This is a genomic window from Enterobacter sp. WI-ESBL-E8 (genome assembly GCF_053364895.1).
This window is the reverse complement of record NZ_JBRWXJ010000001.1, coordinates 152,699-176,791: the sequence shown is the minus strand read 5'-3', so window position 1 is coordinate 176,791 and position 24,093 is coordinate 152,699. Positions and strand designations below refer to the sequence as shown.

Sequence of the window (24,093 nt, the reverse complement as noted above, 5' to 3'; positions counted from 1 at the left end):
ATGCGGGTATTGATCGTTAAAACCTCGTCAATGGGCGATGTTCTGCATACGCTGCCGTCGCTAACGGACGCCATGCAGGCCATTCCCGGCATTCGTTTTGACTGGGTAGTAGAAGAGGGCTTCGCGCAAATCCCCACCTGGCATGAAGCGGTCGACCGCGCGATCCCGGTGGCGATTCGCCGCTGGCGCAAAGCGTGGTTCTCTGCTCCGATTAAAGCCGAACGCAAAGCCTTCCGCGAGGCGGTGCAGGCGCAACGCTACGATGCCATCATCGACGCGCAGGGGCTGGTCAAAAGTGCCGCGCTGGTGACGCGTCTGGCGCATGGCGTAAAGCACGGCATGGACTGGCAAACCGCCCGCGAACCGCTGGCGAGCCTGTTCTATAACCGCCGACACCACATCGCGAAGCAACAGCACGCGGTGGAACGTACCCGCGAGCTGTTTGCAAAGAGTCTTGGCTATGCCAAGCCCGAAACGCAGGGCGATTACGCCATTTCGCAGCATTTTTTGCACAGTTCGCAACAGAAAGGCGCGCCTTATCTGATTTTTCTTCATGCGACGACCCGCGATGACAAACACTGGCCGGAGGCGCACTGGCGCGAACTGATCGGCCTGCTGGGAAATGCGGGGCTGCGTATTAAACTTCCGTGGGGCGCACCACATGAAGAAGCACGCGCCAGGCGTCTGGCGGCAGGGTTTGATTACGTTGACGTTCTGCCGCGCATGAAACTTGATGGCGTAGCCCAGGAGTTGGCCGGCGCTGCAGCAGTGGTCTCCGTGGATACGGGCCTCAGCCACCTGACGGCGGCGCTGGATCGACCTAATATTACGCTTTACGGCCCAACGGACCCGGGTCTTATCGGCGGCTATGGAAAAAATCAATATATCTGCCGCCCGGAATACTCATCGCAGCTGAACGACCTCAGTGCCGCTGCGGTATTTGCGCAATTAGAGCCTTTGCTGGCAGCAGAGAGAGCCTATGTCTGATTTTTTCTCAGCGGAGCGTCCACCAAAGCGCGTGCTGATCGTTAAGCTGCGTCACCACGGTGACGTTCTGCTTACTTCGCCGGTGTTCACCGTGCTCAAGAAGAACTGGCCGAACGTGGAGGTCGACGCGCTGGTCTATGACGACACGCAGGCGATGCTGACCAGCCACCCTCATATCGACCAGGTCCATACCATCGGGCGCAACTGGCGTAAAAAAGGGTGGTTTGAACAATTCCGCCTCTACCGCGCGCTGCTCAATATCCTGAAAGGCCGTCAGTATGACGTGCTGATTAACCTGACCGAACACTGGCACGGCGCGCGTCTGGCGCGTCGCCTGAAGCCCCGCGTCTCCGTCGGCTTTAAGCCGGATAAACGCGGGGGCCTGGCGCGTCGTCGCTGGGTGAAATCGTTCACCACGCTCTACCCGGCGATTCAGGACAACAGCCGCCATATGGTGGAGGTCAATCTGGACGCCCTGCGCCGGATCGGGATTCATCCGCAGTCCGACGAAGACAAACATACCCTCTTTGTACCTGGCGATGCGGCAGAAGCCTCTGTTGCCGAAAAACTGGCCGGGTTTGGGCTCACGAGTAAATCCTATATCCTGGTTCACCCGACCTCACGCTGGATGTTTAAGGCCTGGGATATCAAAAAGCTGGCTGCGACCATTGATAACCTGGCGGCGCGCGGCCTGCCGATTATCCTCTCCGCCGCACCGTCAAAAGAAGAGAAGGCCTACATGGATGAGCTGCGCGCTGCCCTCACCCAGCCGGTCTTTGATTTAAGCGGTCAGTTGAACCTGAAAGAGCTGGGCGCGCTCATGAAGCACGCGCGGGTGTACTTCGGTGTGGACTCCATGCCGATGCACCTTGCAAGCGCCGTCGGTACGCCGACTGTCGCCATATTTGGTCCTACTGGCGCCATCAAATGGGCGCCGTGGGGGGTAAATTACCGTGTGATTGTGGCCGGGTTTACCTGCCAGCCGTGCGGGAAAGCGGGCTGCGGAGACAGCGGTGTCTCAGACTGCATCACCGCTATCACGCCGCAGCAGGTGCTGAGCGCCATTGATACAATGCTTCTGGAAACGGAAACCCCTGCATGAAGCTGGCGATTGTTCGACAGACCTACAACCCCAACGGTGGCGCTGAGCGTTTTGTCTCACGTGCGCTTAACGTGCTGGCACAGGATACCTCGCTTGACGTCACGCTGATTGCCCGCCAGTGGGAAGATGCCGCTGGCTGGAAAACGCTGACGGTCAATCCGCCGTTTCGCAATCGCATCGCTCGTGAATCCGGTTTTGCCGCCGAAGCTGCCGCGCATTTTGCGCAGTTCGATATTGTGCAAAGCCACGAGCGCATACCGGGAGCCACCATTTTCCGGGCGGGCGACGGGGTTCACGCCACCTGGCTTGAGCAATATGCTCGTATTCTGTCGCCGCTGGCGCGCTGGGCGCAACCTCTGAGCCGCTATCACCGCTACATTCTGCAGGCTGAGACGCAGATGTTTACCCATCCGCAGCTGCGCAAGGTGATATGCAATTCGAAGATGGTGCGCGACGATATCGCCCGTCGCTTCGGGCTGTCGGATGACAAGCTGACGGTGATCTATAACGGCGTCGACACGGACCAGTTCAGCCCTGACGTGCGCTCCCTTTCGCAGCGTGAAGCGCTGGGAATTCCCCCTGCCGCGCCGGTGCTGGCGTACGTTGGGTCAGGTTTCAGCCGTAAAGGTGTTGCCACCGCGCTGCGCGCCATTGTGGCGCATCCTGACGTCTGGCTGTTGATTGCCGGGCGCGATAAACATGCGCGGAAGTTCGAAAAACTGGCGCAAGCGCTGGGGGTTTCCTCACGCGTGAAGTTCCTTGGACCCGTTGCCAACGTCCGCGAAGTGTATGGCACGGCTGATGCACTTATCCTGCCGACGCTCTACGATCCCTTCCCGAACGTCTGCGTGGAAGCGCTGGCCTGCGGTTTGCCGCTGCTCACCAGCCACGGCTGCGGCGCGGCGGAGTGGATAACAGAGGGTCAAAACGGCTGGGTACGCGATGCGCTGGACAGCGAAGGTTACCAGCGGGCCATCTCTCTGTGGCTAAAAGGCCGAGAACAGGGGGTCGATTACTCCGCTGCTGCACGTGCAACTGCGGAGCCTTTCACCCTGGACAAAATGGCGCGCGAGCTACAAGCGCTTTATCGCGACTTGCTGCGCTGAGCGGCATCGGAGAAGACCTTCTCCATCGCGTCCAGCATACATTCACGGGTAAAGTGCGTGCTCAGGTAGTCATACCCCTGTTGCGCGAGCGTCTCGCGAAGGGCTGAGTCGTCATAGAGCTTCATTATGGAATCGTGCAGTGCGTTTTCATCGCGCTGCGCGATTAACAACCCCGTCTGGCCGTTAATCACCGCGTCTCCCGTTCCACCAGCATCCGTTGCAATGGTTGCAATCCGGGAGGCTAACGATTGCAGCACGCCCTGCGGAACACCTTCCATATCGTGCGAAGGGCTCAGCGCAATATCAAACGCCGGGAACCAGCGTTCCGGATCGGTTTGATGTCCCGCCATAACCACCCGCTGCTGTAACCCCAGCGCGGTAATTTCCTGTTCCAGCGTCGCTTTGTGCGGGCCTTCGCCGACAATCGCCAGCTTGATCTGCGGATTGTCGATTTTCGCCAGGGCTCGCAGCAGTACGCTGTGACCTTTGTTCGGGCGCAAATGCGACACCACGCCCAGCCAGAAATCTGACTCCGATAAGCCACAATGCGCGCGGGCTTCGTGCTTATCTCCCGGGTGAAATCGCTGCGTATCGACACCGCTTGGCACCGACGTACTCTGGGACATCGGCACGCCAATATTTGCCACCTGATGACGTAGCGCCTCTCCCGTAGTCACAATATGCGTGCAGGCCGTGCGAAACAGCCAGCGGGTCGTCCAGTTGTTGCGCGGTACGCCTGACGCATGACGGGTGCGGACCAGCGGCACGGGGTTAGCGAGTGTCAGATTCGCCAGCGCCACCAGCCAGGTATCGGCGGAGTTATGACTATTGATGACGTCAATCGACCGGCGGTTATCCTTTAACCAGCGACGCAGCAGCTGCAAGTTTTTAAGGTTTTTACGCTTCAACGGCATCGTGACAACCGTCAACCCCGCATTGCGCGCCAGCGCGTGCAGCGGCGCCGTTTCCGGGCAAAGGATAGTTACCTGATGGCCACGCTGAATCATCCCTAGCGATTCGTTGATAATGCGCAGAGGCTGTCCGCCTTTGCCGCCGTCTGCTTCAGTGTGAACAATATGCATACATTTCCCGTTAAGAATCTCGCCCGCGTGACGCTAATTTTCCGCCTGAAAGGATCTTTGTCCCGCCAGGCATATGTTTTTAGTATCCACCAGATATAATACAGCACGAATGGTATCACCATATTGGGTGGCCTGCCCTGAACACAACGGAGAAAGCATGTCCGACAAACCTTTATTGAGCCTTGTAGTCGCCGTCTATAACGGTGAAAAATTCCTCAGTGCATTTTTCGACAGCATCAAAGCTCAACATCTGGACAGTCTGGAACTGGTCGTTGTGAACGACGGGTCAAGCGACAGCTCCTCCGCCATCATTGCGCAGTACGCCGATGAATTCCCGTTCTACAAGGTTATTGACCAGGCTAATCAGGGCGTCTCAGCAGCCCGTAATACGGGTCTCGCGCAAGCAACCGGCGAATACGTTGCCTTCCCGGATATTGATGACGTCATTTACCCGGGTATGTATCCGCGCCTGCTTGAGATGGCCAAAAAGAACGATCTCGATGTAGCGACCTGCAACGGCACGTATATCTACGATGATGGCAGGCCGTCGAAGAAAATCTTTCCGTCCGACAAACTGCAGACCACAGACGTGCTGGATGGCCCAACGTGGCTACAGCGCGCGCTGGCGTCGCGTAAATTTCTGCACGTGACCTGGCTGAATATTTATCGCCACGCGTTCATTAAAGAGCAGGGTTTCACCTTTGAACATGGCCTGCGCCACCAGGATATCCCGTGGACTACCGAAGTGCTGCTGACGGCCAAACGCGTGCAGTACACTGACGAAACCTTCTATGACTACCTTATTCATTCCGCCTCCGTATCGCACACGCCAGGGACGGATGACACGCGCATGCGTAACGCGCGTCATTACATGAAAATCCTGGAAATGCTGGATGTTATCAACCAGCGTTACCCGGAAGCCGTACGCCGGGTGCCAGCCTGCCGGTGGCAGATTGCAAAAGAGGGACTGGGCATTCTGCACGCCATTAACAACATCGGCGATCTCAGCAAAAAACGTGAAATCATTCGCGAACTGTTCGACCGCGGTATCTGGGCACTCATATGGAAAAATGCCCGTGGCCTGCGCCAGCACTGGCGACTGGGCCGCCGTTACTTCCGCTTAAAGCGGTATCTGGCATAAGAGATAGCTTTACCTGGCTTAAATGCTTAGAATTTGCCCGCCGAAACTAAAAAAACGGATAATCGCTTGGAATTGTTGTATACCGCTCTGCTCTACATCATTCAGCCACTGGTGTGGCTGAGACTGTTGCTTCGTAGCCGTAAAGCGCCTGCGTATCGTAAACGCTGGGCTGAGCGCTATGGCTTCTGCCGCAATAAAGTCGTACCGGACGGTATTTTGCTGCATTCCGTTTCTGTTGGTGAAACGCTGGCGGCGATCCCGCTGGTTCGCGCCCTGCGTCACCGCTATCCGTCGCTGCCGATCACCGTCACGACGATGACGCCGACCGGCTCGGAGCGCGCGTTATCCGCTTTTGGCAAAGACGTGCAACACGTCTATCTCCCTTACGATCTGCCCTGCGCCATGAATCGTTTCCTGAATACCGTTCGCCCGAAACTGGTGATTGTGATGGAAACCGAACTGTGGCCGAACATGATTTCCGCCCTGCATGCCCGTAAAATTCCGCTGGTGATTGCCAACGCGCGCCTGTCAGAGCGCTCGGCGAAAGGTTACGGCAAGCTGGGTAAATTTATGCGCCGCCTGCTCAGCAAAATCACGCTGATTGCCGCGCAAAACGAAGAAGACGCAGCGCGCTTTGTCTCTCTCGGTCTCAAACGCAACCAGCTTGCGGTAACGGGCAGCCTGAAATTTGATATTTCGGTTACCCCTGAACTCGCCGCCCGCGCGATCACGCTGCGTCGCCAGTGGGCTCCGCGTCGTCAGGTCTGGATTGCGACCAGTACCCACGATGGCGAAGAAGCAATTATCCTGCAGGCTCACCGCCAGCTGCTGGAAAAATTCCCTGATTTACTGCTGATCCTCGTGCCTCGCCATCCGGAGCGTTTTAAAGATGCCCGCGACATGGTGCAGAAAGGCGGTTTCAGCTACACCCTGCGCAGCAGCGGTGAAATTCCTTCCGGCAGCACCCAGGTGGTGATTGGCGATACGATGGGCGAACTGATGCTGCTGTACGGCATTGCTGACCTCGCATTTGTCGGTGGTAGCCTGGTCGAACGCGGCGGTCATAACCCGCTGGAGCCGGCAGCCCACGCCATTCCGGTGCTGATGGGGCCACACACGTTTAACTTCAAAGATATCTGCGCGAAATTGCAGCAGGCCGATGGCTTAATTACCGTGACCGATGCGGATTCGGTGGTCAAAGAGGTCTCGACCCTTCTGACTGACGAAGATTATCGTCTCTGGTACGGGCGTCATGCCGTCGAAGTGCTGCATCAGAACCAGGGCGCACTGACCCGTCTGCTGCAACTTCTGCAACCTTATCTGCCTCAGCGGAGCCACTAATGTCAACGCGTCTGTCGGTCGTGATGATCGCCAAAAACGCCGCCGACCTGCTTCCGGACTGCCTGGCCTCCATCGCCTGGGCTGACGAAATCGTCGTGCTCGATTCCGGCAGCACGGACAATACGGTGGACGTTGCCCGCGCAGCGGGTGCAAAGGTCTTTATCAACACCGACTGGCAAGGCTATGGCATCCAGCGCCAGCGCGCGCAGGGATACGCCACAGGCGATTATGTCCTGATGCTCGATACCGACGAGCGCGTCACGCCAGAACTTCAGCAGGCTATTCAGGCAGTGCTATCCTTGCCCCAGCCTGGCGCGGTATACAGCATTGCGCGCCGCAACTACTTCCTCGGCCGTTTTATGCGCCACAGCGGCTGGTATCCAGACCGCGTGATGCGTCTCTACGAGCGCGAGCGGTATCAGTACAACGACAGCCTGGTCCATGAATCCCTGGCCTGCGACAGCGCCCAGGTGATTCCCCTGACGGGCGACCTGCTGCACCTGACCTGCCGGGATTTCGCCAGCTTCCAGCGTAAGCAGCTTAACTATGCCACCGCATGGGCGCAGGAGCGCCACCAGCGCGGCAAGAAGGCCACGCTGAGCGGTATCTTCACCCATACGCTGGGCGCGTTTCTGAAAACGCTCCTGCTGCGCGGTGGCGTACTGGACGGTAAACAGGGGTGGTTACTGGCGGTGGTGAATGCCCAGTATACTTTCAACAAATACACCGAGCTGTGGGCGCTCTGCCGCGGCTACTCAGAGAAAACGTGAGCCATGAGCACAAAAGCGATTTATCCGGGTACCTTCGATCCGATCACAAACGGTCATCTTGATATCATCACCCGTGCGGCGTGCATGTTCGACAAGGTGATCCTGGCGATTGCCGCCAGCCCCAGCAAAAAACCGATGTTCGATTTGCACGAGCGCGTACAGCTCGCCACCGATGCCATTTCGCACCTGCCGAACGTTGAGGTTGTCGGGTTTAGCGATCTGATGGCTAACTTCGCCCGCGCTCAGCAGGCAAACATTCTGATCCGCGGTTTACGCGCGGTGGCAGACTTCGAATATGAGATGCAGCTGGCGCACATGAACCGCCACCTGATGCCGGAGCTGGAGAGCGTATTCCTGATGCCCTCTAAAGAGTGGTCGTTTATCTCTTCCACGCTGGTAAAAGAGGTGGCGCGCCATCACGGGGACGTTACCCATTTCCTGCCGACTAACGTCCACCAGGCATTGATGGAAAAGCTAAAGTAGCGCTATTTCTGGCACTGCCGGCAGTAAAACGTCGCGCGCTGGGCGTGCTTCGTGGCAATAACTGGCGTGCCGCAGACTCTGCACGGTTCGCCTTTACGGCCGTACACCTGCAGCTCCTGGGCAAAATAGCCCGGCTTGCCGTCACTTTGCAGGAAGTCCTTCAGCGTTGTCCCGCCCTGCTCAATCGAGCGCAGCAGTACCGCTTTAATCACTCTGACCAGCAATTCGCACTCTTGCGCCGACAGCGAAGAGGCCAGCCGATCGGGATGGATCCCGGCCGCAAACAGCGATTCGCTGGCATAGATATTCCCCACGCCGACCACCAGCTTATTGTCCATCAGCCAGGGCTTAATCGGGCTCTTTTTCTTTGCGCACTTCGCTTTCAGGTATTCCGCGTTAAACGCGTCTGAGAGCGGCTCCGGGCCCAGATGCGCCAGTACGTTATGCCCTTCCAGCTCCTTCGTCCACAGCCACGCGCCAAAGCGCCGTGGGTCGGTGTAGCGGAGCACTTTGCCGTTGCTCATCACCAGATCGACGTGGTCGTGTTTTTCCGCAGGCAGTTCTTCGGTCAGAATGCGCAGGCTCCCGGACATTCCCAGATGGATAATAATCCAGCCGTCGGGCAGTTCCAGAAGCAGGTATTTAGCGCGGCGCTGCACGCTAAGGACGGGTTTATCGCTCAGGGCATGGATCTCATCGGACACCGGCCAGCGCAAACGCCCATTACGGACAACCGCGTGAAGAATAGTCGCACCGACCAGATGGGGCTCAATGCCGCGGCGGCTGGTCTCTACCTCAGGTAATTCAGGCATGGTTCCTCCGTTGAGATGCAGAATGCAAAAAACCCCGCAGTTGCGGGGTTTTTCTATACAAGGAGACTAAAATTATTTGATTTTAGCTTCTTTGTACAGTACGTGCTGGCGTACAACTGGATCGAATTTTTTCAGTTCCAGTTTTTCCGGCTTAGTACGTTTGTTCTTCGTGGTGGTGTAGAAGTGACCTGTACCAGCAGAAGAAACCAGCTTGATTTTCTCGCGAATACCTTTAGCCATGATTTATTTCCTCTTTAAGTACTTAGTACTTTTCGCCACGGGCACGCAGTTCAGACAGAACTGTATCGATGCCTTTCTTATCGATTACACGCATACCTTTAGCAGATACGCGCAGGGTGACAAAACGCTTCTCGCTCTCAACCCAGAAACGGTGAGAGTGCAGGTTCGGCAGGAAACGGCGTTTAGTCGCGTTCAGTGCGTGGGAACGGTTATTACCGGTCACCGGACGCTTGCCAGTAACTTGGCAGACTCGGGACATGTCTATTCTCCAAAAATCAAATTAGCTCGAGCTTCGTATGGGGTATCGGCGCCTCGTCAGGCTTTACAGCCCGGTCATCGCATAGTTCTAAGTGAACTCTCGATTGCCAGGCCCAAATGCCAAACCCGAGATTCTCAAAGGTGGCGTAGTATACGCTGACTCGGCGGTGTGCTCAAGTCCCGAACAGACAAAGATCCCGATGGATCGCGAGAAATAGCCTAAATCCAGCCATGTTCTGCAAAAGAAATGTACTCTCCGCGGCCAATTATCAAATGGTCCAGCACACGAATGTCCATGAATTGACAGCATTTGATAATGCGTTCGGTGATTTCTTTGTCAGCTCTGCTCGGTTCTGCACAGCCAGAGGGGTGATTATGCGCGAGGATCACGCCCGCTGCATTCACTTTTATCGCTTCCCGCACAATTTCACGTGGATGGACCTCGACGTGGCTTAACGTACCCGCAAAAAGGCAGCTGTGTTTCAGCACCCGGTTTCTGTTGTCGAGAAAGATCACCATGAAGATCTCACGCTCGGCATCGGTTAACTGGCTTTGCAGAAATTCGCGCGTCATCGCGGGCGTCAGGATCGGATCTTCCTCCTCCATGCGAACCCTGTAAAAACGGCGGGCCAGTTCAGCAATGCCTCTCAACTGGGCATATTTTGCTACGCCGATGCCCTCGACGTGCTTAAACTGCGCCAGTTCTGCGGTCAGCAACCCATGCAGTGAGCCGAAATGCGCTATCAGCTCTTTTGCCAGCGTAAACACCGTCTTCCCGGACGTTCCGGTACGTAAAAAGAGCGCCAGCAGCTCATCGTCTTTTAACAGGGTGACGCCATAGCGCAGCAGTTTTTCGCGCGGCAGCAGCTGCTCATCCTCTTCGTCCATGCTCTTTCTCCTTTTTTACCGCATGCTGCCACAGGCCAGTCAGCGGCTCGACGACCACGTTGCGTTCTTGCGTAGCGCCTCGCAAAGCGACCGAAGGACAAAATCACCTCGTTTTAGGGATTGTGATAAAATGCCCGCTCTCTGGTGAAACCCAACAGGAAAGAATCATGATGAGCCTGGCCGGTAAAAAAATCGTTCTTGGCGTGAGCGGCGGTATTGCTGCCTATAAAGCGCCGGAGCTGGTGCGTCGTCTGCGCGAGCGCGGGGCAGATGTGCGGGTCGCGATCACCGAAGGCGGTAAAGCCTTTATCACGCCCCTGAGCCTGCAGGCGGTTTCAGGGTACCCGGTATCTGACAGCCTGCTCGATCCGGCCGCCGAAGCCGCGATGGGCCATATTGAGCTTGGGAAATGGGCAGACCTGGTCATCCTTGCTCCCGCCACAGCGGATTTAATCGCCCGGGTGGCAGCCGGTATGGCAAACGACCTGGTCTCCACCATTTGTCTGGCCACGCCTGCGCCCGTTGCCGTCGTGCCTGCCATGAACCAGCAGATGTACCGCAACGCGGCCACCCAGCACAATCTGGAGACGCTGGCCTCACGCGGTCTGCTTATCTGGGGACCGGACAGCGGCAGCCAGGCCTGTGGCGACGTTGGCCCAGGGCGTATGCTTGACCCGCTGACTATCGTCGAGCTGGCCGCCGCCCATTTTTCGCCTGTCAACGATCTGCAACATCTCAACATCATGATTACCGCGGGCCCCACGCGCGAGCCGCTGGATCCGGTGCGCTATATCACCAACCACAGCTCCGGCAAGATGGGCTTTGCCATTGCCGCCGCAGCGGCAAAGCGCGGCGCAAACGTCACGCTGGTGAGCGGCCCGGTATCGCTGCCTACGCCCGCACGTGTAACGCGAATTGACGTCACCACCGCGCTTGAGATGGAAGCCGCAGTTCAGGCGCACGCGCAAAGCCAGCAAATATTTATCGGCTGTGCGGCCGTCGCAGACTATCGCGCCGAGACCATCGCCGAGGCTAAAATTAAAAAGCAAGGCGATGAATTAACACTAAAAATGGTGAAAAACCCGGACATTGTCGCCGGCGTCGCCGCACTAAAAAGCCATCGTCCTTACGTTGTTGGGTTTGCCGCAGAAACAAATAATGTGGAAGAATATGCCCGGCAAAAACGTACCCGCAAAAACCTCGATTTGATTTGCGCGAACGACGTATCGCTGGCCACGCAAGGATTTAACAGCGACAGCAACGCACTGCACCTTTTCTGGCAGGATGGAGATAAAGTCTTACCGCTTGAGCGCAAGGAACTCCTGGGCCAACAATTACTCGACGAGATCGTTACCCGTTATGATGAAAAAAATCGACGTTAAGATTCTGGACCCGCGTGTTGGCGAGCAATTCCCGCTGCCAACCTATGCCACCTCCGGCTCCGCCGGACTTGACCTGCGCGCCTGTCTCGATGACGCCGTAGAACTGGCGCCGGGTGTCACTACCCTGGTGCCGACTGGCCTGGCCATTCACATTGCTGACCCGTCTCTGGCGGCGGTGATCCTGCCGCGTTCTGGCCTGGGCCATAAGCATGGCGTTGTGCTGGGTAACCTGGTTGGCCTGATTGACTCTGACTACCAGGGTCAGCTGATGGTCTCCGTCTGGAACCGAGGTCAGGACAGCTTCACCATTGAGCCCGGCGAACGTATCGCGCAGATGGTCTTTGTACCGGTGGTACAGGCAGAATTTAACCTGGTGGCAGACTTTGACGCCACCGACCGTGGCGAAGGCGGCTTCGGCCATTCAGGGCGCAAATAACCGCCCGAGAGAGACGTATCCCACAGCGCCATAATGCAATAACAAACCGCAAACGTCAGTTTGCGGTCGCTGTGTGGATGCCAGCCTGGCAAGTGCTTATTTTCAGGGGTATTTTGTAACATGGCAGAAAAACAAACCGCGAAAAGGAATCGTCGCGAAGAAATACTTCAATCTCTGGCTCTGATGCTTGAATCCAGCGATGGCAGTCAACGCATCACCACCGCTAAACTGGCCGCCTCTGTTGGCGTGTCTGAGGCGGCGCTGTACCGTCATTTTCCGAGCAAGACCCGGATGTTCGACAGCCTGATCGAATTTATTGAAGATAGCCTGATCACGCGCATCAACCTGATTTTGAAAGACGAAAAAGACACCACCGCGCGTCTGCGTCTGATTGTGCTGTTAATCCTGGGCTTTGGTGAACGCAATCCGGGTTTAACCCGTATCCTGACCGGTCACGCGCTGATGTTCGAGCAGGACAGACTGCAGGGCCGCATTAACCAGCTTTTCGAACGTATTGAAGCCCAGCTGCGTCAGGTACTGCGCGAGAAGAAAATGCGTGAAGGCGAAGGATACAGCATTGATGAAACGCTGTTGGCGAGCCAGATACTGGCGTTTTGCGAAGGCATGCTCTCACGTTTTGTGCGCAGCGAATTTAAATACCGTCCAACGGACGATTTTGACGCCCGCTGGCCGTTAGTGGCTGCGCAGCTGCAGTAACAGCGTTGCCGGACGGCGGCTTCGCCTTATCCGGCCTACGAATTGGTAGGCCCGGTAAGCGTAGCGCCACCGGGCAATGCAATTAAACCCCGAACTCTTCCCGGTAGGCACGCACCGCGGCCAGATGGTCAGCCATCTCCGGCTTCTCTTCCAGATACGCAATCAGGTCTTTCAGGGTGATAATCGACGTCACTTTGCAGCTGTAATCGCGCTCCACTTCCTGAATGGCGGAAATCTCACCGCGACCGCGCTCCTGACGATCCAGAGAAATCAGCACGCCAGCCAGCGTCGCGCCGTTGGCCTGGATAATCTCCATTGATTCACGGATCGCCGTGCCCGCGGTGATCACATCGTCGACCAGCATGACGCGGCCCTGCAGCGGGCTGCCGACCAGATTCCCGCCCTCACCGTGGGTTTTGGCCTCTTTGCGGTTAAAGCAGTACGGCACGTCGCGGTCATGGTGTTCCGCCAGCGCAACCGCGGTGGTGGTCGCAATCGGAATGCCTTTGTAGGCCGGGCCAAACAGCAGGTCAAAATCAATCCCGGAATCCACCAGCGCTTCGGCATAGAAACGGCCTAACAGTGCCAGATCGCGCCCGGTATTAAACAGCCCGGCGTTGAAGAAATAGGGACTCTTACGCCCGGATTTCAGCGTAAACTCGCCAAACTTAAGTACCTGCTTGTTAAGCGCAAACTCAATAAACTGGCGCTGATACGATTTCATGGATTTGCTCCTTTGGTTTTTCTGTCTTACAGGCAAAAAAAAGGCGACTCATTGGTCGCCTTTAAAATCAATTTTCTAACGCCGCTTTCTGCGTCGTTACGATAGATTCGATTCCCCCTCGGGCCAGAGCCAGCAGGGCAAGAAGTTCCTCATGGGTGAACGGCTCGCCTTCTGCCGTGCCCTGCACTTCGATGATGCGACCATCTTCGGTCATCACCACGTTCATGTCCGTCTCGGCAGCGGAATCTTCAACGTATTCCAGATCGCAAAGCGCTTCACCGTTAACGATGCCCACGGAGACCGCCGCAACCATGCCTTTCATTGGGTTGGTTTTCAGCTTACCGGCCGCGACCAGTTTATTCAGGGCATCCGCCAGCGCCACGCATGCGCCGGTAATGGAGGCGGTACGCGTGCCGCCGTCTGCCTGAATCACGTCGCAGTCCAGCGTGATGGTAAATTCGCCGAGGATTTTCAGGTCAACGGCGGCGCGCAGCGCACGCGCGATCAGACGCTGAATTTCCATGGTACGACCGCCCTGCTTGCCTTTTGCCGCTTCGCGGGCATTACGGGTATGGGTCGCACGCGGCAGCATGCCGTACTCTGCGGTGATCCAGCCCTGGCCCTGACCTTTCAGAAAGCGCGGAACGCCTTCTTCGATGGACGCGGTGCACAGAACCTTCGTGTCACCAAACTCAACCAGCACGGAGCCTTCAGCGTGTTTTGTATAGTTACGGGTCAGGGTGACGGGACGCACCTGATTGGCGCTACGGCCTGATGGACGCATGATGGATTCTCCGGCTTGAAACGAATGTGGCTGCGCATTATACGGATAAAGGACGCTTATTCCTATCCTGAGAAGCCCCCGAAAGCTATAATCCCCCCATCTCTCCTTTAAAAACGGGAATGTCTATGATCCGCAGTATGACCGCCTACGCCCGGCGTGAAATCAAGGGTAGCTGGGGTAGCGCCACATGGGAAATGCGCTCGGTAAATCAGCGTTACCTGGAAACGTATTTCCGTATGCCGGAGCAGTTCCGCAGCCTTGAGCCTGTTGTACGCGAGCGTATCCGTAATCGTCTGACGCGCGGTAAAGTGGAATGTAACCTGCGTTTCGAGCCTGATGCCAGCGCGCAGGGCGAACTGATCCTCAACGAAAAACTGGCGAAACAGCTCGTCAATGCGGCGAACTGGGTCAAAATGCAGAGCGATGAAGGCGAAATCAACCCGGTTGATATTCTGCGCTGGCCTGGCGTTATGGCCGCCGGCGATCAGGATCTGGATGCCATTGCCGCCGAAATCCTTGCAGCCCTTGACGGTACCCTGGACGACTTTATCGTTGCTCGTGAAACCGAAGGCCAGGCACTGAAAGGGATGATTGAGCAGCGCCTTGAAGGCGTAAGCGCTGAAGTTGCCAAAGTACGCACCCATATGCCAGAAGTGCTGCAGTGGCAGCGCGAGCGCCTGGTCGCCAAACTGGAAGAAGCGGAAGTTCAGCTGGAAAACACCCGTCTGGAACAAGAGCTGGTGCTGATGGCGCAGCGCGTTGACGTCGCTGAAGAGCTGGACCGTCTGGAAGCGCACGTTAAAGAGACCTACAACATTCTGAAGAAGAAAGAAGCCGTGGGCCGCCGCCTCGACTTTATGATGCAGGAGTTCAACCGCGAGTCGAACACCCTGGCGTCTAAGTCGATCAATGCGGAAGTCACCAACTCAGCGATTGAGCTGAAAGTGCTGATTGAGCAGATGCGCGAGCAGATCCAGAATATCGAGTAACGTTTCACGCGTGACTTATCAGAATAAAAGACCATTGAAATGATGGTCTTTTTTTTGCGCTTCGTCAGCAACGCCCTGTTCTAAAAAATCCCCTTCTTGCGAATTTCCTTCATTTTCTCCGTTGGCGTATTAAGCGCGCTCACGTCCAGCGCTTCCGCCTGCCCTTTTTTAGTACTTTCGGGCTCGACGGCGCGGCCAGACGTGCGCAGCTGCTGCAGCAGCAGGTTTTGCTGTTCAAGCAGGACCTTAAGCTTCGCCACCTCGCTTTGCATCTCATTCAGCGCCTGGCGGGAGGCGTCGTCCGGCGTGGCCTGTCGCTGTAGCGCATCCGACATCAGCGCGCGCATCTGTCTTAACTGCTGCTTGCTAAAATCCCCGCCCGTCGCGGGCTGTTCTGGCACAGGCGGCGTTGACGGGGCCGTGGCTACCGGCAGCAGCCCGGCGCTCGCCAGCTCGCCGCACAGCTCATCAAGGGTCAACGCGTCGCGCCCCAGAGACTCGGCAATATGGCTGCACAGCGGCGGGCTCATCAGCTGGAGCTGTAATCCGGCAAGGTAAACGTTGCGATGGAAGCGACGCATTTCCATACTCACATCACCCGGATTGCTGCCCGCCTGGCTCAGCGCCTGATGCCACTTTTTAAGCTCCAGCATCGCGCGCAGATCCGCGCGCGTTTGCTCAGGCGACAAATGCAGCGATAAATCAACGCGGCGAATGCGCCTGTTACTCATCGTCACCCACCTCGGCCATGCGCGGCGCGGCTATCGTCTCCACCCCGGCATCGGCATGGTAGAGGCAAATTTCGCGGGACAGCGCGCTCTGCGGGTTATCAATCGCAATCACCCGGTCGCCAAGCGTGGCGTAGGCCTCGCGGACGGCGGATTCAACCAGGTGCGCACCGCCGCCTACCAGGTAGACGCGGTTGGGGTTCTTGGCGAACTTCTTCGCTTCGTAAGCCACCTGGTCGCCCAGCTCCTGAATCTTAATCTCCACCCGCTCGAGGATCTCTTCGATGCGCGATTCATCGTTAATGACGCTTTTGACAAAATCCCTGTCGTGGCGGCGTTTAATCAGCTCGTTCGCTACCAGATAGCTGGAGTCGCTGTCAGCGGCAGCCAGCAGCTTGCGGGTTGCATCCGTGACCATCGCGACGCCGATTTCGTTGTTACCGTAAATCGCGGAAACATCGTCAAATTCGCCGACAATCACCCCCATATCCAGCGTGGTCCCGCCGCAGTCGATGACCAGCGACCGGGTGAATTCGGTGACGCTGGAGTTCAGCAGATGGGAAAGCGCGGCAGGCAGGCTTTCCGGCATAACCTGCACATCCACAATGCGGAACAGCTCGCCCTTATTCAGGGTGATGTCGCGCATCAGGTTACGACGCTTGGCCTCGATGCGGCTTTCGTTGCGCTGGCAGTCGTCCGGGTTGTAGAACTGGGTGATCGGCAGCGTGACGATCACCTCTACGTCGCACGGCGCGATGCCGGTCAGCAGCAGGGCGTGGTGAACGGCCAGCAGGTTGAGATCGTCATACTGATAGTCAATGTGGGTCGTGGATAGCGCCTTATCGGACGTCGCATCATAGGTATATTTGGTCGTGCCGATGGTGTAGTTGTATACCGACTGCCCGCGCAGCAGCGCCGCGCTTTTCCAGTCTTTGCGGAAGGAGTTCGGCGATACCACCGTCTTCAGCGTGCCGTTCTCAATCCAGCTAATTTTTACGTTAGTTGAGCCATCATCAATGGCGAATTTCATTCGGGTTACGGTCATGATTTTTTCAGTCCAAAAGGGGGTTAACGGGCGTTACGCGGGCCTAAAGCACGCGCCGGGCACCCAGATAATGTGATTGCCAGAAATTGTCAGAAAGTTGGCTGATACGGATCGTCAGTCCGGTTCTCGGTGCCTCAATAAAGCGTCCATCGCCGAGATAAACGCCCACGTGGTCCGCGCCAGGGCGCTGGTTGATATTGAAAAAGACCAGATCGCCCCGCCGCAGTTTTTCCTGGTGAACGGGCTTCAGGGTGTTGTCCTGAAACATTCCGTTGGCCGTGCGCGGCAGCTTGCGGTCCAGCACATCATTAAAGGCGTAGAACACCAGCCCGCTACAGTCGAAGCCATCGCTGGGGCTGTTTCCTCCCCACAGATAGGGCTTGCCGAGCTGGCTCTCCAGGCGATGGATCACGGTTCGGAGCTTGCTGACGGACTTTTGTGTACGGCGCGTCGCGATAGCGGCGTCATCCTGCACGTCGCGCCACAATGCTTCAGAGCGGCCCAGGCTACCGGGCATCCAGCGGGCATGCATCGCCAGCCTTTCCCGGTTTCTGGCACGTTCGGCCAGCCGTAGCGCCATTTCCTGGCGCTTCTGCTCCGGCGCGGGTGGCGCCGCGGCCACACGCTTTTTCGCCTTCGCCAGCAGACGCTGGCGGTTCTGTTCGCGCTTTTTCGCATCGCTGACGGTTTTAGCCTCCGGTGTTTTTACCGGTACTGGCGCTGCGCTGGCGTAGCCTGTCGTTACCGTCAGCATCAGGAAGAGGAAAAAAAAGCGTACCTGCCGGGTGACAGTCCGGACAGGTACAAAGGTGATGATGAGGAACAGGTTCACAGCGCGACGGTCGAATTAAGGGTTTTGAGCGAGTTTATCGGTCAGCGGCTTAATCACCTTCTCACCGTGCTGGCCAAAAAACTGATACAGCGAATCGCTGGCCGAGTGCGTCAGCACCATGATTTCAATCCGGCGGTTGGCCGAACTGAGCGGGTTCTCCGGGTCAAGCAGCATCTGATCGGCCATACCGCTAACCTGCAGAACTTTGTTGGGATCCAGGCCGCTGCGGGTCAGCACCGAACGCGCCTGCATTGCGCGCTCGCCGGAGAGGTTCCAGTTGTTGTAAAGCTCCTGATCGCGAAAGCGGGTGGCATCGGTATGGCCCGTGATGATGATTTTGTTATTGATTTTGTTCAGCTCGGGGGCAAACTCGGTGAGCAGGCGCTTGAAGAACGGCGTCAGGATCGCGCTGCTGCGCTGGAACATCTCCCGTTTCCGATCGTCGGTGATCAGAATACGCAGCCCCTGCGGCACGATTTCCATCTTCAGGTTGGCCTGCGCGTCGTAGGCTGACGTGATCTTCATGATGATGCGCGCCAGGTCTTCAATCTCGTTTTGAGAACGCGCGCTGACCTCTTCCAGGCTCTCCGTCTTTTTATTCTGACCAGCAAGCGCGGCCTCTTTCTTCGCCTGCTCTTTAAGGTGCTCTTTTTTCCTGGCGTGACGCGTATCAAGCAGCGCGAGCTGGCCGCCGTTCCCCTCTTTGTGGGTAACAGGCGTCATCGAATTGCCTTCAAAAATAGACTCGCCGTTCAGCAGCGAGACAATCTCTTTACGTTCCTCTTCCGTTACCGCGCCCATAATCCACAGCACCATAAACAGCGCCATCATCGCCAGCGTAAAATCGGCGAAGGCGACTTTCCACGCGCCGCCATGAAAGGTGTCATGGCTTTTGCGCGAGGAGCGTTTGATGATAGTGGTATGTTCTTTGTTGCGGCTGCGCATCAGGCTTCACCCGTCATCTGTTCCACCCAGCCGTCCAGCGTCGCGAAGGTTGGTTTGGAATCCATCGGCAGCATTTTGCGACCCGCATCCACCGCCAGCAGCGTCGGCTTACCGGCCACGTGGTTAACCAGCACCGTACGCACGCACTCCAGAACGGCCAGCTGTTTTTTGGTGCGCTGTTCCATGGCGTTCGCCACCGGATCCATTAAGCAGTAGCAGAAGAAGACCCCGAGGAAGGTACCCACCAGCGCGGCGGCCACTTTCACCCCAATCACCGCAATGGAACCGTCGATAGACTGCATGGTGATGATGATCCCAAGCACCGCGGCGCAGATCCCGAAGCCCGGCATCGCCTCCGCCGTACGCTGCAGGGAGCGGGACGGTTGCAGCAGGTTTTCCTCCATCGCCACCAGCTCCTGCTCGAGGATCCCTTCCAGCTCGTGCTCGTTAATCTTGCCCATCGCCATCAGGCGGAAGTTATCGGAGATAAAGGTCACCAGCGCCTTATCGTGCAGCATCAGCGGATACCGCTGGAACAGCGGGCTGTTTTCCGGCGACTCGATGTGCTCGTCCAGCACCTTCAGGCCGCCGTCCTGCACCAGCTCCAGCAGTTCATAGAGCAGCATCAGAAGCTGGCGCTGGTACTCACTGGTGTATTCGTTTTTGCGCATGATGCCGCGAAACTGGCGGTACATTTCCGCCAGAACGGCGCGAGGGTTAGCCAGCACCATGGCGCCGAAGCCGGCGCCGAGGATGATGATAATTTCACCGGGCTGCCAGAATGAGGCGAGATGGCCGCCGGACATGAGAAAGCCGCCAACCACGCAGCCCATGATGATTACGATACCGAAGAATTTCTGCATACACCTTTCACTTCTGGAAAAAAGACTGAATTTTTTGAGCGATTTTTTTATTGAGCTGACACACCCTGGCTTCCGTTAAATCAAGTACCAGAGCGATCTCTTTCAGGCTCATCTCATGCTGGTAATAGAGCGTCACGATCAGTTGCTCACGCTCGTCCAGCGAGGCCAGCGCGCTGCGCAGCGTCCGGCTGGTGACGACTTCGTCTTCCAGCTGTCGGCTATTCAGCGCCCCGGTGTGGGCGTCATTGCCCAGTAGTTCATCCAGGCTCTCTATCGTTTTGGCGCAGTCCAGCAATAAATATTCCTGATACTCCTCCGCCGAGATGGACAGATGGCGGTTAAGATCCTCAAACGTGGGCGTCCGCCCGAGCTGGCGCGCCATGTCGCGGATACTGTCGTTCAGCTTGTGGGTCTTTTGCCGCAAGCGGCGAGGGCGCCAGTCCAGCAGACGCAGTTCATCCAGCACCGCCCCGCGGATACGCTGCACGGCGTAGGCGGCAAACTGCGCGTCCGGGTGCCCATAGCGGCGCAAAGAGGTCAGTAGCCCCATCAAGGCGATCTGCTCCATATCTTCGCGATCGATCACGCTGCTGGTCTGATAGGCGAGCTGCTTCACCACCTTGTTCACCAGCGGCAAATAGGCGCTGACGTAGCGCGCTTCATCTGAGGCCGTCAGGGTGTCACTCGCAATAAAATCCATCATGTCCATTACGGCTTAACCGTCACTGGAAGACCATTTTGCTGATGATGACGTCGTTAAAAGGGACGTCCATCTTCAGGCTCTTGAACCGCTCGCGGTAGGCGGCCTGCAGCTTATCGTGCAGCTGGTTCACGCTCATGGCGCGCACTTCGTCATAGTCGAGATCGGAGAGCAGGCTAACCGTTGCGCCACGCACCGCCGGGATCATATCCTTCGCTTTCGCTGCCTCTTCCGGGCCATTGGTCGCCAGGTTCAGCTCCAGCAGCAGGTAGCGCTCCGTCTCCCCGTTTCCCTTCAGGGTAATCACGACGTTTTTAATCTCTACAAACTCCACGGTTCCCTTGCCAGAGCTGCTGAATATCCCGGATAAGAAACTGCTGCCCGTCGCTTCATCCATGCGCAGCAAATGAGTACCCACTACCGTCATCCCCGCCGCCAGCATGGCGGTGAAGAGGGCGATAACGAGGCCGAAAGAGAGTGTTTTTACATTCATATCGTTTTGTTTAAACCGTTAGTAGTACCGAGTCATCGCGTCGGAGGTCCGGCGAATCCGCTGTATTGGCCGCGATTTCCGCTCCCGCCAGGATGGCGTTGTGCTGCCCGGTGAATGATTGTCCTCGGCCCTGCTGCTGCCCCCCGGACTGGGATGACACCTGCACGTTAACCTGGACAAAATTCTGCTCCGTCAGGCTCTGACGAAGGTCGTTGCTCGTCTGCTGCAGGGCGCGATACACCTCGGCATGGCTGGCGTTGATCTGCACCTGCACGCGCCCGTTATCGACCTGCATAGAAATATCGATTTTCCCCATATCCGGCGGGTCAAGGCGGATAGTGGCATGCTGGATTTGCTGCTTCACCTGCACCTGCAAACGTTCGCCCAGCGCGCGCTGCAGCTGTTCTCCCCAGCGCCCGGGCTCGGGATCCATTTTCAATGTTGTGGTCGGTACCGGCGACGGTGCGGATGCCTGAGCGGCGGCAATGTCGCTTCCCGGCTGCGGGGTAATGAGGGTCGTCTGGGCTACCGGTGCCATCGCCGCCATCAGCGTCGGGGCGACGGACTGCACGGCAGGCAGCGGGCTCGCCGCGGGGTCGACAGGGCTCACCGGCGTTGCCTGATGTGATGGTGAAAGCGAGGGAGAAATGCCTATCGGCAGCACCTGCGCCGCCAGCTGCGGCTGCAGGTTTTGCATCACGGCGTCAGCGGCGGGCTGCGCCTTCGCAAGGTAGCCGGAAGAAGGCTGCACCGGCATCTGGCTGGTCATCAGCAGCGCTTCAAGCAACTGCTGCGGGGCATCGGCTTTCAGCAGGGAATCGCCCGGCGCCGGCGCGTCGGCGGTCTCATCGTCATCATCGTCGCTGCGTTGTGGAAGCGGCACCGCACTCACGGTGGTGTCGCGCGTCGTTTTGGTCTGCCCGACCATGAGAGAATTAATCACGTTCAGCAGCGCGTCGTTAAACGCCGCCGGCGTCTGCGCGGAGGTCTCCACCGCTTTCGGGCCGGCAATCGGTTCTGCCTGCATGGGCAGGCCGGAACCGTTGACCATTCCCTGCGCCAGGTTGAGGATATCCATCAGCGCGCGCCTCCATCGTTAGAAAACAGAGCGTAGGCCGCCGCCCCTTCACGATTGCGCATCGCGAGGTTAAGTTTGGCCTCAACCTTATCGCTCTCGCCCTGGCAATACTCGCGCGCCTGCCGGTGAACCTTTTTCAGCTCGTCCAGCGCCTGACGCTCGTCTGCTGTCAGCGTTTTTCCCCGGATCGCGGTCAGCAGCTCGGCGATTTTGGCATCCACGTTCATCACGGCGGACCAGTTGTGATCTTCCGTCGCCTGGCGTAACCCGCGCGTTAAGACCTGAATGACGTGTTGCATGCTCATGCCGTCTGGCCCATTCGCTGCCAGCCGTCCTGGATATTGCCGAGGATCACTTCCACCTCGTCAATAATCTCGACCGAGAGCTTATGGCTGGCGTCATACAGGCGATAAACGCAGTAGTCGTACAGGTTCGCCAGGCTCAGCGCCAGCTCGCCGCCCTTTTCAAAATCCAGCGAGCTGGTCAGCGCATTGAGAATGTCGATGCACTTGTTGATGCTCTGCGCCTTGCGCTCGTAGCGACGGGCAACAATATGGCTTTTGGCCCGGACCAGCTCATCCATCAGGCCGTTAAACAGCATCAGCACCAGCTGGTGCGGATTCGCCGCCGAGGCCTGAATGGCCAGATCGGATTGTTGATACAGGCCGTAGCCTTCCTGATCATTTCCGTACATTGAACGTCGGTTCCCTTAGAATTAAACAAACATGCTCATGGTGTTGTTCATCTGCGTCATGATCTTCTGCAGCTGCGTAAACTGCTTGAGATAGCGGTTGTAGGAGGATTCATAACGCGTATTCATTTTTTCGGTTTTGTTATCGATTTCCGTCTTCTGGCGGTCCAGGGTGTCCTGACGACTTTTCAGCAGGCCGCTGCTGGTGCTGAGGTATTTATCCAACGACTTGTCCATCGCCTTAATCAGGCCGTCGTTGCCGTTAAAGAACTGCGCAACTGTCTGCGGGTCATTTTTGAGCTGCTTTTCCAGCACGTCAGAATCGAGGGTGAGCTTGCCGTCTTTATCCGCGGCAATGCCGAACTTACTCATGTTCTGGTCGCCAAACGTGCCGCGCAGGAGATTACCCAGGCTGCTGCTAAGCGAGGACATGCTGGCATCGCCCGCGAAAGCGCCTCGCGTATCCGCGCTGGTACCGCTTTTCGTCATGTCCGTGAGGGTGTCGCGCAGGGCGTTGTAGGCGTCGAGAAACGCCTGGATCTGATTCTTTGTTTCGGTGGTATCGGTATCGATAGAGATCACTAGCGGCTTATTCGCCTCCGTGGTGCCGGTCAGCTTAATGGAGACGCCGTCAACCAGATCGTCCAGCGTATTGGAGCTGCTGGAATATTGTGTCGGCGAATCCCCCAGCGTAAACAGCGCATCTTTCCCGTTTGTGATCGTCTGGGGGCTATCGAAAATGTTCTGCCCGGCCGTCATCCCGCTGGTGTCCAGCTGGATATCGTACTTCGCGCCGCTCTGGTCGCTGCTTAGCATCAGCGAAACGTTGCCGTCGATGCGCATCAGCGAGGCAGTGACGCCATTCTGCGCGCTGGTCGCCGTGGTAGAGGAATTATCCGACGCACTCGGGAAGTCGGTTTTATTAATCGCATCGGCAAAATCAGCGAGGCTGTTCAGGCCGTCCATATCAACCTCAATGCTTTCACCGTTGAGGTTGATCTTCAGCGTACCGCTCGCGTTTTTGATGGCGTCATCGTCCAGCCCTGCGAAGCTTTTTTGCTGGGCGGTCGCCAGCTGTGTCACGTTCAGGCTGTAGGTCCCTTTACGCGCGCTGGCGCTGGCGCTGATCGTCGCAATGCCTTCCTGGTTCATGGTGGCGATATTTTTCAGGACGCTGGCGCTGCTGGAGTTCAGGGCGGTAATCGAGCTACGGAAGGTTGTCAGGGCCGTACGCAGTGACGCGAGCGCTTTCGTCTGCGCGTCATAGGTCGTTTTCTGCGTTTTGATTGCGTTTTGCAGTGCAAGGATATCGTAGCCTGCTAATGTTGTAGCCATCTGAGAGGGATCGAAATCAGACATAGTCGGTTCTCCTGACACGCAAGTTATGAACGGTATGCATTAGACATAGCAACTATCGTGCCAATTTTTAAATTGTTTACTTTCAATGAATTAGATATGAGAAGGAATGTATGCTTC

Annotated in this window: 29 protein-coding genes; 11 read left to right on the top strand and 18 right to left on the bottom strand. The window is 57.1% G+C overall.

All coding sequences use genetic code 11. From position 1 onward, the window contains the following. The 3 genes from rfaC to ACWHWP_RS00875 are packed head-to-tail and all read left to right on the top strand — an operon-like array spanning position 1 to position 3,195. Positions 1-987 (top strand): lipopolysaccharide heptosyltransferase RfaC, encoded by a 987-nt coding sequence (gene rfaC, locus ACWHWP_RS00885; RefSeq protein WP_447854912.1) that lies wholly within the window; start codon positions 1-3, stop codon positions 985-987. Continuing rightward, positions 980-2,089, top strand: coding sequence for a putative lipopolysaccharide heptosyltransferase III (gene rfaQ / locus ACWHWP_RS00880; protein WP_059312388.1), 1,110 nt, complete (start codon positions 980-982; stop codon positions 2,087-2,089). Before rfaC ends, rfaQ begins: the two co-directional genes overlap by 8 nt. Next, positions 2,086-3,195, top strand: a complete 1,110-nt coding sequence (locus ACWHWP_RS00875; RefSeq protein ID WP_447854911.1) for a glycosyltransferase family 4 protein — start codon at positions 2,086-2,088, stop codon at positions 3,193-3,195. The genes rfaQ and ACWHWP_RS00875 overlap by 4 nt, the downstream gene beginning before the upstream one ends. Here ACWHWP_RS00875 and ACWHWP_RS00870 read toward each other — a convergent pair. Continuing rightward, the gene (locus ACWHWP_RS00870; protein ID WP_447854910.1) at positions 3,174-4,277 is read right to left on the bottom strand and encodes a glycosyltransferase family 4 protein; all 1,104 of its coding nucleotides are present in this window, start codon (positions 4,275-4,277) and stop codon (positions 3,174-3,176) included. The genes ACWHWP_RS00875 and ACWHWP_RS00870 overlap by 22 nt on opposite strands. A 157-nt stretch (positions 4,278-4,434) precedes the next feature. Here ACWHWP_RS00870 and ACWHWP_RS00865 point away from each other — a divergent pair, with 157 nt between their 5' ends. From ACWHWP_RS00865 to coaD, 4 genes are all read left to right on the top strand, one after another. Next, complete coding sequence (locus tag ACWHWP_RS00865; protein WP_063431745.1) at positions 4,435-5,418, top strand: glycosyltransferase; 984 nt, start codon at positions 4,435-4,437, stop codon at positions 5,416-5,418. 66 nt (positions 5,419-5,484) lie between these two features. Further along, positions 5,485-6,759 (top strand): lipid IV(A) 3-deoxy-D-manno-octulosonic acid transferase, encoded by a 1,275-nt coding sequence (waaA, locus tag ACWHWP_RS00860; protein ID WP_047347567.1) that lies wholly within the window; start codon positions 5,485-5,487, stop codon positions 6,757-6,759. Next, the gene (locus tag ACWHWP_RS00855) at positions 6,759-7,529 is read left to right on the top strand and encodes a glycosyltransferase family 2 protein (RefSeq protein ID WP_059310372.1); all 771 of its coding nucleotides are present in this window, start codon (positions 6,759-6,761) and stop codon (positions 7,527-7,529) included. Before waaA ends, ACWHWP_RS00855 begins: the two co-directional genes overlap by 1 nt. A gap of 3 nt (positions 7,530-7,532) precedes the next feature. Next, the gene (gene coaD, locus ACWHWP_RS00850) at positions 7,533-8,012 is read left to right on the top strand and encodes a pantetheine-phosphate adenylyltransferase (RefSeq protein ID WP_447854908.1); all 480 of its coding nucleotides are present in this window, start codon (positions 7,533-7,535) and stop codon (positions 8,010-8,012) included. 2 nt (positions 8,013-8,014) lie between these two features. On the opposite strand, the gene mutM is transcribed toward coaD, so the two are convergent. The 4 genes from mutM to radC all read right to left on the bottom strand — a co-directional run bounded on the left by mutM (position 8,015) and on the right by radC (position 10,210). Continuing rightward, complete coding sequence (mutM, locus tag ACWHWP_RS00845; protein WP_023309890.1) at positions 8,015-8,824, bottom strand: bifunctional DNA-formamidopyrimidine glycosylase/DNA-(apurinic or apyrimidinic site) lyase; 810 nt, start codon at positions 8,822-8,824, stop codon at positions 8,015-8,017. 72 nt (positions 8,825-8,896) lie between these two features. Then, a complete protein-coding gene (gene rpmG, locus ACWHWP_RS00840; RefSeq protein WP_003024094.1) occupies positions 8,897-9,064 on the bottom strand; it encodes a 50S ribosomal protein L33 in 168 nt (55 codons plus the stop codon). 22 nt (positions 9,065-9,086) lie between these two features. Beyond that, complete coding sequence (gene rpmB / locus ACWHWP_RS00835; protein ID WP_002436699.1) at positions 9,087-9,323, bottom strand: 50S ribosomal protein L28; 237 nt, start codon at positions 9,321-9,323, stop codon at positions 9,087-9,089. A 218-nt stretch (positions 9,324-9,541) separates the two neighbouring features. Continuing rightward, a complete protein-coding gene (gene radC / locus ACWHWP_RS00830) occupies positions 9,542-10,210 on the bottom strand; it encodes a RadC family protein (RefSeq protein ID WP_059310370.1) in 669 nt (222 codons plus the stop codon). Positions 10,211-10,380: 170 nt separating this feature from the next. On the opposite strand from radC, the gene coaBC reads away from it, so the two are divergent. The 3 genes from coaBC to slmA all read left to right on the top strand — a co-directional run bounded on the left by coaBC (position 10,381) and on the right by slmA (position 12,745). Continuing rightward, positions 10,381-11,592, top strand: a complete 1,212-nt coding sequence (gene coaBC, locus ACWHWP_RS00825; RefSeq protein ID WP_123138578.1) for a bifunctional phosphopantothenoylcysteine decarboxylase/phosphopantothenate--cysteine ligase CoaBC — start codon at positions 10,381-10,383, stop codon at positions 11,590-11,592. Further along, positions 11,570-12,028 (top strand): dUTP diphosphatase, encoded by a 459-nt coding sequence (dut, locus tag ACWHWP_RS00820; RefSeq protein ID WP_047347561.1) that lies wholly within the window; start codon positions 11,570-11,572, stop codon positions 12,026-12,028. The genes coaBC and dut overlap by 23 nt, the downstream gene beginning before the upstream one ends. A 120-nt stretch (positions 12,029-12,148) precedes the next feature. Continuing rightward, positions 12,149-12,745, top strand: coding sequence for a nucleoid occlusion factor SlmA (gene slmA, locus ACWHWP_RS00815; RefSeq protein ID WP_008502690.1), 597 nt, complete (start codon positions 12,149-12,151; stop codon positions 12,743-12,745). A gap of 82 nt (positions 12,746-12,827) precedes the next feature. Here the strand turns inward: slmA and pyrE are convergent, their stop codons facing one another. Then, entirely contained in the window at positions 12,828-13,469 is a 642-nt protein-coding gene (pyrE, locus tag ACWHWP_RS00810) for an orotate phosphoribosyltransferase (RefSeq protein WP_447854907.1), read from the bottom strand. A 67-nt stretch (positions 13,470-13,536) separates the two neighbouring features. Beyond that, positions 13,537-14,253, bottom strand: a complete 717-nt coding sequence (gene rph, locus ACWHWP_RS00805; RefSeq protein ID WP_059310368.1) for a ribonuclease PH — start codon at positions 14,251-14,253, stop codon at positions 13,537-13,539. Positions 14,254-14,378: 125 nt separating this feature from the next. Between rph and ACWHWP_RS00800 the strand changes: the two genes are divergently transcribed. After that, positions 14,379-15,242, top strand: coding sequence for a YicC/YloC family endoribonuclease (locus ACWHWP_RS00800; RefSeq protein WP_447854906.1), 864 nt, complete (start codon positions 14,379-14,381; stop codon positions 15,240-15,242). A gap of 80 nt (positions 15,243-15,322) precedes the next feature. On the opposite strand, the gene ACWHWP_RS00795 is transcribed toward ACWHWP_RS00800, so the two are convergent. From ACWHWP_RS00795 to fliD, 11 genes are read right to left on the bottom strand one after another with little or no spacing between them, the layout of a single operon-like run. After that, the gene (locus ACWHWP_RS00795) at positions 15,323-15,973 is read right to left on the bottom strand and encodes a hypothetical protein (protein ID WP_447854905.1); all 651 of its coding nucleotides are present in this window, start codon (positions 15,971-15,973) and stop codon (positions 15,323-15,325) included. Continuing rightward, positions 15,966-17,000 (bottom strand): plasmid segregation protein ParM domain-containing protein, encoded by a 1,035-nt coding sequence (gene parM / locus ACWHWP_RS00790; protein ID WP_072250564.1) that lies wholly within the window; start codon positions 16,998-17,000, stop codon positions 15,966-15,968. The genes ACWHWP_RS00795 and parM overlap by 8 nt, the downstream gene beginning before the upstream one ends. 58 nt (positions 17,001-17,058) lie before the next feature. Beyond that, a complete protein-coding gene (locus ACWHWP_RS00785) occupies positions 17,059-17,847 on the bottom strand; it encodes an NlpC/P60 family protein (RefSeq protein ID WP_447854904.1) in 789 nt (262 codons plus the stop codon). A gap of 15 nt (positions 17,848-17,862) precedes the next feature. Continuing rightward, positions 17,863-18,792 (bottom strand): putative lateral flagellar export/assembly protein LafU, encoded by a 930-nt coding sequence (gene lafU, locus ACWHWP_RS00780; RefSeq protein ID WP_447854903.1) that lies wholly within the window; start codon positions 18,790-18,792, stop codon positions 17,863-17,865. Further along, a complete protein-coding gene (gene motA, locus ACWHWP_RS00775; RefSeq protein ID WP_059310363.1) occupies positions 18,792-19,655 on the bottom strand; it encodes a flagellar motor stator protein MotA in 864 nt (287 codons plus the stop codon). Before motA ends, lafU begins: the two co-directional genes overlap by 1 nt. 7 nt (positions 19,656-19,662) lie before the next feature. Beyond that, positions 19,663-20,364, bottom strand: a complete 702-nt coding sequence (locus ACWHWP_RS00770) for a FliA/WhiG family RNA polymerase sigma factor (RefSeq protein ID WP_447854902.1) — start codon at positions 20,362-20,364, stop codon at positions 19,663-19,665. Positions 20,365-20,377: 13 nt separating this feature from the next. Then, positions 20,378-20,848, bottom strand: coding sequence for a flagellar basal body-associated FliL family protein (locus ACWHWP_RS00765; RefSeq protein ID WP_059310361.1), 471 nt, complete (start codon positions 20,846-20,848; stop codon positions 20,378-20,380). Positions 20,849-20,858: 10 nt separating this feature from the next. Then, entirely contained in the window at positions 20,859-21,926 is a 1,068-nt protein-coding gene (locus ACWHWP_RS00760) for a flagellar hook-length control protein FliK (protein WP_447854900.1), read from the bottom strand. After that, positions 21,926-22,225: a hypothetical protein gene (locus ACWHWP_RS00755; protein WP_235836455.1), complete on the bottom strand. Its 300-nt coding sequence runs from the start codon at positions 22,223-22,225 to the stop codon at positions 21,926-21,928. Before ACWHWP_RS00755 ends, ACWHWP_RS00760 begins: the two co-directional genes overlap by 1 nt. A gap of 2 nt (positions 22,226-22,227) precedes the next feature. Beyond that, positions 22,228-22,620, bottom strand: coding sequence for a flagellar export chaperone FliS (fliS, locus tag ACWHWP_RS00750; protein WP_047347551.1), 393 nt, complete (start codon positions 22,618-22,620; stop codon positions 22,228-22,230). Between the two features lie 21 nt (positions 22,621-22,641). Continuing rightward, positions 22,642-23,976, bottom strand: coding sequence for a flagellar filament capping protein FliD (fliD, locus tag ACWHWP_RS00745; RefSeq protein WP_059310358.1), 1,335 nt, complete (start codon positions 23,974-23,976; stop codon positions 22,642-22,644). Positions 23,977-24,093 lie beyond the last annotated feature (117 nt).

Coding starts and splice junctions, on each gene's coding strand:
- rfaC (WP_447854912.1), top strand. CDS start 1: ATGCGGGTATTGATCGTTAAAACCTCGTCAATGGGCGATGTTCTGCAT.
- rfaQ (WP_059312388.1), top strand. CDS start 980: ATGTCTGATTTTTTCTCAGCGGAGCGTCCACCAAAGCGCGTGCTGATC.
- ACWHWP_RS00875 (WP_447854911.1), top strand. CDS start 2,086: ATGAAGCTGGCGATTGTTCGACAGACCTACAACCCCAACGGTGGCGCT.
- ACWHWP_RS00870 (WP_447854910.1), bottom strand. CDS start 4,277: ATGCATATTGTTCACACTGAAGCAGACGGCGGCAAAGGCGGACAGCCT.
- ACWHWP_RS00865 (WP_063431745.1), top strand. CDS start 4,435: ATGTCCGACAAACCTTTATTGAGCCTTGTAGTCGCCGTCTATAACGGT.
- ACWHWP_RS00855 (WP_059310372.1), top strand. CDS start 6,759: ATGTCAACGCGTCTGTCGGTCGTGATGATCGCCAAAAACGCCGCCGAC.
- coaD (WP_447854908.1), top strand. CDS start 7,533: ATGAGCACAAAAGCGATTTATCCGGGTACCTTCGATCCGATCACAAAC.
- mutM (WP_023309890.1), bottom strand. CDS start 8,824: ATGCCTGAATTACCTGAGGTAGAGACCAGCCGCCGCGGCATTGAGCCC.
- rpmG (WP_003024094.1), bottom strand. CDS start 9,064: ATGGCTAAAGGTATTCGCGAGAAAATCAAGCTGGTTTCTTCTGCTGGT.
- rpmB (WP_002436699.1), bottom strand. CDS start 9,323: ATGTCCCGAGTCTGCCAAGTTACTGGCAAGCGTCCGGTGACCGGTAAT.
- radC (WP_059310370.1), bottom strand. CDS start 10,210: ATGGACGAAGAGGATGAGCAGCTGCTGCCGCGCGAAAAACTGCTGCGC.
- coaBC (WP_123138578.1), top strand. CDS start 10,381: ATGAGCCTGGCCGGTAAAAAAATCGTTCTTGGCGTGAGCGGCGGTATT.
- dut (WP_047347561.1), top strand. CDS start 11,570: ATGATGAAAAAAATCGACGTTAAGATTCTGGACCCGCGTGTTGGCGAG.
- slmA (WP_008502690.1), top strand. CDS start 12,149: ATGGCAGAAAAACAAACCGCGAAAAGGAATCGTCGCGAAGAAATACTT.
- pyrE (WP_447854907.1), bottom strand. CDS start 13,469: ATGAAATCGTATCAGCGCCAGTTTATTGAGTTTGCGCTTAACAAGCAG.
- rph (WP_059310368.1), bottom strand. CDS start 14,253: ATGCGTCCATCAGGCCGTAGCGCCAATCAGGTGCGTCCCGTCACCCTG.
- ACWHWP_RS00800 (WP_447854906.1), top strand. CDS start 14,379: ATGATCCGCAGTATGACCGCCTACGCCCGGCGTGAAATCAAGGGTAGC.
- ACWHWP_RS00795 (WP_447854905.1), bottom strand. CDS start 15,973: ATGAGTAACAGGCGCATTCGCCGCGTTGATTTATCGCTGCATTTGTCG.
- parM (WP_072250564.1), bottom strand. CDS start 17,000: ATGAAATTCGCCATTGATGATGGCTCAACTAACGTAAAAATTAGCTGG.
- lafU (WP_447854903.1), bottom strand. CDS start 18,792: ATGCGCAGCCGCAACAAAGAACATACCACTATCATCAAACGCTCCTCG.
- motA (WP_059310363.1), bottom strand. CDS start 19,655: ATGCAGAAATTCTTCGGTATCGTAATCATCATGGGCTGCGTGGTTGGC.
- ACWHWP_RS00770 (WP_447854902.1), bottom strand. CDS start 20,364: ATGGACATGATGGATTTTATTGCGAGTGACACCCTGACGGCCTCAGAT.
- ACWHWP_RS00765 (WP_059310361.1), bottom strand. CDS start 20,848: ATGAATGTAAAAACACTCTCTTTCGGCCTCGTTATCGCCCTCTTCACC.
- ACWHWP_RS00760 (WP_447854900.1), bottom strand. CDS start 21,926: ATGGATATCCTCAACCTGGCGCAGGGAATGGTCAACGGTTCCGGCCTG.
- ACWHWP_RS00755 (WP_235836455.1), bottom strand. CDS start 22,225: ATGCAACACGTCATTCAGGTCTTAACGCGCGGGTTACGCCAGGCGACG.
- fliS (WP_047347551.1), bottom strand. CDS start 22,620: ATGTACGGAAATGATCAGGAAGGCTACGGCCTGTATCAACAATCCGAT.
- fliD (WP_059310358.1), bottom strand. CDS start 23,976: ATGTCTGATTTCGATCCCTCTCAGATGGCTACAACATTAGCAGGCTAC.